Genomic DNA, 5,975 nt, shown 5'->3' with positions numbered 1-5,975 from the left:
TCGGGCCCCCGGCATGCCCGCTCTTCCACAGCAGCCGCATCACGACCACCCGGAAGATCAACTCAGCTCGGCCAGCCCCAACCGAAACGCGGAGGCTAGGGATCCGGCCAATGGCTTCGGGTCAGGTCCGCTTGCGGCTCGCGATCTCGTCAGAGAGCTGCTGCACGTGGGCGGGGTCCGCGTCCCGGGCAAGGGCGACGTAGTGGTCCATGACGGCCGGCCGGTAGCGCACGGGGAACGTCTGTCCTGGGGCGAGTCGGGTGAGCTCGGTGATCGTGAGGTCTTCGTCTGCGATACCGCGGAACAAGATGCCGCCGGCGGTCTCCACGTCGAACATCAGGACCACGCGTGGATTGCCGTTGACCTCCCGCCAGTTGACGAGAACGCCGAGCGCAAGCGCCCCCGTACGCAGTTCCGCATTGCGCTTCCGTGCATCACTGCTCAGGACCGGGTTCGGGGCGACGCCCGGGAAGTCGGGCCCGACGCCGAGCGATTCCCGACTCAGGTCGGGCCTGAGCTGCGCCATCAGATCGTTGAGCTTCTTCTTCGAACCGAACATCCTGGCCCCTCCCTCACACCGGTGCCGAAATCTCGGCCTGGCGCTTCGCCTTCACTGCGATTGTACGTCGCGGCCATTCCCGACCTCCGGCGCATCGCCCCGTCCCGATGGGGTCGCCGTCTGCGGTCGCGGACGGGCTCGGTCGGTGCACCTGTCTGTCGGACGAGCCACGTCCGCACGCCGACAGGAGGACCAAGCCGTGATCGATATTGACCCCAACAGTTCTTCCAGCTCGGCGAACTGGGCCTCTGACAGCTTCGGCACACTCGCGGGACCTGATGAGCTCAGGGCCTCGATGCCGCCCTCGCGCCAGGACCGTCGCCAACGTTCCACCGACCGCTCACTGACCCGTACTTCACGGGCGATCACCGAGGTCCTCTCGTCTGCCTCAAACCGGGCAGCGGCCTCGAACCGAACCTGTTCACGAAACGCCCGCCACTCAGCGGTCAGGCCCCCACCCTGCGCGTACCGCATACCTCCGGCATACCGCAGGGATCACTACCTGTCACTACCCGACAACCAAACGAAAACCTCAGTAACAAGGCTGTGCTCACGCCGCAATCGGGCGGGCACGACATCCCATCAGCGATTCCGCTCCTGGCCGACCGGCAGGGGCAGGATCTGTCAACAGGACTCGAAGTCCAGGGAAGAAAGAGTGCTCACCTGCCGGCGGCTATCAGGCACCGAGTCTGCCGGATGGATCCTCGGTAGGTCTTATTAGGGAATCCGACACCGCCCGAGCAGGCCCTCGCCGCGCTGCGTCCCGGCGAACTGGACACGGACGAGCTCGTCGTCACCGCCGAGCAACTCGCCGTCAATGAACCCGCCGAACCGGGCCTGGCCGCAGGCCGGGTGTGGACGCGGACGATGCTGCCACCGGCTGTTCCGGACGGACAGGTCCGCAGTGCCCTCGGTGGGCCGACCTGCACAAGCTGCGGCGCTATGAGGCGAGGTGGCGGTAGGTGAGGACGCCGGAGGCGGGAGCCAGGGGGGCGATGGTGACATGCTTGCCGGTCCCGGGCGCGTGGACGACCTTGCCGTCACCGATGTAGAGCTGGACATGGCCCCCGCCGTTGGTGATGACCAGGTCGCCCGGCACCAGGGCCCCGCGGGTGGTAGCCCTTCCCGCCTTGGCCATGCCCCAGGTGGTTCGCGGCAGTGCCACCCCGCCGACCTGCCATGCGCGCATCACCAGCCCCGAGCAGTCGAAGGAGCCGGGCCCGGTGGCGCCCCACGCGTACGGCTTGCCGATCTGCGCCCGGGCGAAGGCCACGGCCGCTGCGGTGCCCCTGCCGGCATCGGTCCCGCTGCCCTTGGCCTTGCCGCCCTTCGCGTCACGGCCCCGGTTTTTCTTGCTCCCAGCCCCGGACTTGGCGCTCGAGGACTTCTCCTCCTCGGGCAGCTCACGGATGCCCAGAGCCCCGGGCTCTGCCTCGGGCGTCACCCCGGCCCCGGACGGTGTCCCAATGCCGAAGGCCTGACCGGGCGGGTCCCCGGCGGAGGCCGACCGGATGTCGCTCCCGGTGGAGAACCGGACCGGCACCGCCCCACCGGACGCGTCCGTGACAGTCCCCGCGGCCGGGGAGAAACATGGCACATAAGACCCCCGAACCCACTGGCCGGGCCCGCATCCCATGACGGAATGCTCCGCTCTCAGACCCGGGGCACCCAAGCTCATGCAACGAGCGCGTAGTTGGTGAGCTGCGTGTGTTCCTGTCGGTCAGGATGCAGGCATATCCCTGTATGGTCCCTCCACGGGATGTACTTGGCGATCGGCGCCGTACAACCTGGTCGAGGCCCAGCCCGGCCAGATCGCCGGCGACCGGGCGCACAGCGAGCCGTCCAGGTCATAACCTCCGTCTTCCCGGCTCAGCGGGCACCTGTTCAGAAGCCGTTGTCTTCCCGAGAATGGTGGGCTCGGCCGCGAAGGCGCGACATCTGGACTCAGCCCGTACGATGCTGTCGAAGGCTCAGGCCCAGCTCGCCTGGGCGCAGCTGGGAGACTCGGCCTCAGGGGGTTTCGGCCCGGCACGCGCAGGGCTCCGGATTCGAACTGAATGGATTGGCGCGCTCTGCGCCCAATCGCTGCAGGTCAGGAAGTGTCGGCCCCGCGCTCGCGGGGATAGCTCCGAGAAGATCGTCGGCGGCACCGCCTGGTACCAGTCGGCCCCGCGCTCGCGGGGATAGCTCCGGCCGGGGTCCTTTTCGTGTCTGCGTCCATGTGTCGGCCCCGCGCTCGCGGGGATAGCTCCGTGAAGCGGATGGCGGACGCGCAGCGCGGTGTGTCGGCCCCGAGATCGCGGGGATAGCTCCGAGATCGCGGAAGGGCTCGCCAAGCTGATCGTGGTCGGCCCCGCGCTCGCGGGGATAGCTCCAGGCACCGGCAGCGCGGCTACGGCACGTGGCAGGTCGGCCCCGCGCTCGCGGGGATGGCTCCTGCCAGGCGAGCGGGCATCCGGTGCACTGGGAAGTCGAAGCGCTGGACCGGGACCTGCTGCACGATCTGCTGATGGCGACGGTCGAGCCGTACGTCTACCGCGACGTTCTGGCCGAAGTCCTCGCCGACGACCCCCGCCAACGCGACCGGCTGCGCGCGTTCCTGAACCGGTGGTGAGCTACAGCCGGTCAGGGCCGTTTCTGTGCGCAGCCGTCTCCCCGGTGCTGTCGCTGTTGGGGGATGCCTGTGGCTGGCCTTTTGCCCTGGCCCGCTCGTCGGGGAGACCACCAGTCCCTGGTGTGCCGCTCCGGTCCCGCCGTCCGACCCGTACACGTCGGGTGAGACCTTCGAGGAACTGGCAGGGGTGGAGGCCGTGGAACAGGCGCGGGGCCCGAGTACTGGCGCCGGGTGATCAACTCCGGTCGGAGTCCGCACCGGTCACGGTGTGGGTCCGAGCCTCTGCCAGGCGTCGCTCTTGCCCGGCTCGTCCGTCGCCTTGTGCCACCACTTGGCGCATGAGTAGGAGCCGTTCCATGACACCGTCGAGGTCCAGGCACCGTCGGTGTCCCCGGCGATGATCCTCGTGCCGGCGGTGGTGGCGCTGTCGTCGGCGAATCGCGGGCGGGGTGGACGCCGGTGATGCCACCGTCGTCTGGTCAACGGGATGCTGTTCCGGCAGCGGACCGGCCTCCCCGGGCGGGGCCTGTCATCCCGCTTCGGCAGCTGGAAGACGGTTCACGACCGTCATCGAAGGTGGTCGGCGGGCAGCCGGTCGGACACCGGGTGGTGGCGGGTCCCCGCCCCGCCACCGTGGCGCGTGCGGGGCGGGGACTCCTACGTGATGCTCTTCACCAGCGGCACCGCCAGCTGCATGATGTTCGGCAGTCGGCCCAGGATGTCGTCGCCGCTGAGGAACAGCACCCGGTCGCCGATCCGGGTCATCACGATCTCCGAAGTGCTGTACCGGCCGGTGGGCACCCTCTTCATGTCGAAGGCCTCGGCGCCGAGCCCCGGCACGGGCTGCAACGTCACGGTCATCGGGATCGGGGCACCGTCCACGCTCTTCCCGGTGAAGGTCTTGCAGCGCTCCGCGTACGCCCTCAGGTCGCCGAGCAGTTTGGCCGCGTCGCCGGGGCGGTAGGCGGCCAGGTAGACCTGGACCATGTGCTCCCCGTCGTAGACCTCGTTCATCGCGCCCGAGACCTTGTAACCCTGGGAGAAGAGGGTCCCGGCGAGACGCATCTGGTTGCACGGTTCCGTGATCTGCGGCGGGTCGGCCCGGTACTCGTTGATGGTGGTGCCGGTGTCGACCTGGTTGCCGTTGCCCTTGATCGTCCACCCGGCGGGCAGCACCGCGGCGGTCGGCAGGGACGCGCGCAGGTCCACCCCGGTGAGGAGCGGAGGGCCGGTCGGCGTGCTGCTGGGGGTGCCGAACGCCGGGGCGCCGGACGCCGGGAGCGTCGGCGCGTCCACCGGGGCGGTGCCCGGGGACGTGGCAGGGGTGGCGGTGACGGCCGCCGGCTTGCCGGATGCGGTCACCGTGCCGGAGGAGCACCCCGTGACGACGGCCGCGGCCATCGCGGCCGCGCCCACCGCGAGCGGAATCCTGACGGTGGATCGAACCATGGACGCAAGGACCCCCGTGGATTCGTAGCCGAATGCATTGTTTCGCACACAGGGGTATCACCCCCTTGCGGTGACCATACCTTGGCCTGACGTGGCGCCCGACCGGGTTGCCGGCCTGGGCGTCCTGACGGACCGCCACCTCGCAGCCCGGCTCCCGTGCAGGCACGTGCACGGTGAGGATCGTGCCCGCACCGACCGCCTCGGCGAGGACAACATCACCAGCGTCGAAGTCGACCCGGACATCGCCGCCCGACACCGGCGGGCCGCGACGAGCGGCAACGGAGACGGAGACGGAGACGGAGACGGAAGCGCCGCACCTCCAGGAGTACACCAGCGCGCGCTGCCCACTCTCCCCCATCGGTCCCGCTGGGAGCGGCCGCCGGCCGCCGGCCGCTCCGCCGCTACGGCTGAGGGCGGGCGGCACCGGGTGGCCTTTCTGAGTACGGATGCTCAGGAGTCGTGCCGGGTCGCGCGCATACGGTGGCGGTACGACGCACGGCAGGGGGATGGGGTTGTTCGGCAAGTCGTTGGTGAAGGCGGCTCTGGTGGTGGCGGCGAGCATTGTCGCCCTGATCGGGGTGGCGTTCGCGTTCCAGATCGCTGCATGGTGGTTCATCGGCGCCGACGACTACGCGTCCAAGCCCGGACCCGAGATCGTCCGCCACACTCCGGAGCGGTTCCACGCGCTCAGCGAGCAAACCGTCCGTGACACGTTGGGGGGCCTGAGCCCTGACCTCGTGCTGAGCGACAGGGGCTGTACCGTCAGCCGGTACGAGCCGCGTCCGGACGGCACACCGAGCAAGCTGTCCACCGTCGACCGTCGGTTCACCGCCCGTACCAGGATCAGCGCGTCCCATCGGCAGGAGCTGCGGGACGGCATCGAGGCCGAGTGGCGGCTGCGCGGCCTCCGGCAGAAACCGTCGGCCTGGACCCCGAGCGCCCCGGACGAGGGCCCGGACTACCTCAGCGCCGAAACCTCGGAGGGAATCGCCGTCTGGGTCGCGCTCTCGCCGGAACCGGACCGGACGGTCACCCTCACCATGTCCGTCAGCGGCGGCGACGTCGCGTACGCCCCGGACCGGGCCCGTCCGCTGTCGCCCCTGCGACCGGACATCGAGGACACCTACTGGTCGCGCTGAGCCGGGCACGGCCCTCGTCCGCCGGCGGGCACGTCGGCGACCCGCCGGCCCCGGTTCGGGACACGACGGGCGCCGGAGGAGCCGCCAGTACCAACGCCGTTCAGTCAAACGGCGTTGGTACTAGGCCGCGTATTCGGTCGTGATCAATGGGTTCGGGTGAGGTCCTTGATCCAGATCATTGCGCCGCGGAGGTGAAGGCCGGCGAGGTAGCTTT

Annotated in this window: 6 protein-coding genes, 1 pseudogene and 1 CRISPR repeat array; of the genes and pseudogenes, 3 read left to right on the top strand and 4 right to left on the bottom strand. The window is 69.7% G+C overall.

The window, feature by feature from the left end; all coding sequences use genetic code 11:
• Positions 1-121: 121 nt before the first annotated feature.
• The 3 genes from ACIQOV_RS23375 to ACIQOV_RS23365 all read right to left on the bottom strand — a co-directional run bounded on the left by ACIQOV_RS23375 (position 122) and on the right by ACIQOV_RS23365 (position 2,003).
• A complete protein-coding gene (locus ACIQOV_RS23375; RefSeq protein WP_401051345.1) occupies positions 122-559 on the bottom strand; it encodes a hypothetical protein in 438 nt (145 codons plus the stop codon).
• 51 nt (positions 560-610) lie between these two features.
• The gene (locus tag ACIQOV_RS23370) at positions 611-1,033 is read right to left on the bottom strand and encodes a helix-turn-helix domain-containing protein (RefSeq protein ID WP_401051343.1); all 423 of its coding nucleotides are present in this window, start codon (positions 1,031-1,033) and stop codon (positions 611-613) included.
• Positions 1,034-1,499: 466 nt separating this feature from the next.
• Positions 1,500-2,003, bottom strand: a complete 504-nt coding sequence (locus ACIQOV_RS23365; RefSeq protein WP_331768569.1) for a C40 family peptidase — start codon at positions 2,001-2,003, stop codon at positions 1,500-1,502.
• A 657-nt stretch (positions 2,004-2,660) separates the two neighbouring features.
• A CRISPR array of direct repeats spans positions 2,661-2,996; the repeat unit is 29 nt; unit sequence GTCGGCCCCGCGCTCGCGGGGATAGCTCC.
• Between the two features lie 21 nt (positions 2,997-3,017).
• Between ACIQOV_RS23365 and ACIQOV_RS23360 the strand changes: the two genes are divergently transcribed.
• Positions 3,018-3,173, top strand: a complete 156-nt coding sequence (locus tag ACIQOV_RS23360; protein WP_401051339.1) for a hypothetical protein — start codon at positions 3,018-3,020, stop codon at positions 3,171-3,173.
• 397 nt (positions 3,174-3,570) lie between these two features.
• Positions 3,571-3,792, top strand: a pseudogene (locus ACIQOV_RS23355) (transposase); the annotation flags it as partial.
• 38 nt (positions 3,793-3,830) lie between these two features.
• On the opposite strand, the gene ACIQOV_RS23350 reads toward ACIQOV_RS23355, so the two are convergent.
• Complete coding sequence (locus tag ACIQOV_RS23350; protein WP_401051348.1) at positions 3,831-4,622, bottom strand: hypothetical protein; 792 nt, start codon at positions 4,620-4,622, stop codon at positions 3,831-3,833.
• Between the two features lie 506 nt (positions 4,623-5,128).
• On the opposite strand from ACIQOV_RS23350, the gene ACIQOV_RS23345 reads away from it, so the two are divergent.
• On the top strand, positions 5,129-5,761 hold the full coding sequence (locus ACIQOV_RS23345; protein WP_401051337.1) for a hypothetical protein: 633 nt from the start codon (positions 5,129-5,131) through the stop codon (positions 5,759-5,761).
• Positions 5,762-5,975: the final 214 nt, after the last annotated feature.

The sequence above is a fragment of the Kitasatospora sp. NPDC091257 genome, from assembly GCF_044757675.1.
In the GTDB taxonomy this organism is placed as follows: domain Bacteria; phylum Actinomycetota; class Actinomycetes; order Streptomycetales; family Streptomycetaceae; genus Kitasatospora; species Kitasatospora lactacystinica.
This window is presented reverse-complemented; position numbering and strand designations above follow the sequence as displayed.

Coding starts and splice junctions, on each gene's coding strand:
- ACIQOV_RS23375 (WP_401051345.1), bottom strand. CDS start 559: ATGTTCGGTTCGAAGAAGAAGCTCAACGATCTGATGGCGCAGCTCAGG.
- ACIQOV_RS23370 (WP_401051343.1), bottom strand. CDS start 1,033: ATGCGGTACGCGCAGGGTGGGGGCCTGACCGCTGAGTGGCGGGCGTTT.
- ACIQOV_RS23350 (WP_401051348.1), bottom strand. CDS start 4,622: ATGGTTCGATCCACCGTCAGGATTCCGCTCGCGGTGGGCGCGGCCGCG.
- ACIQOV_RS23345 (WP_401051337.1), top strand. CDS start 5,129: ATGGGGTTGTTCGGCAAGTCGTTGGTGAAGGCGGCTCTGGTGGTGGCG.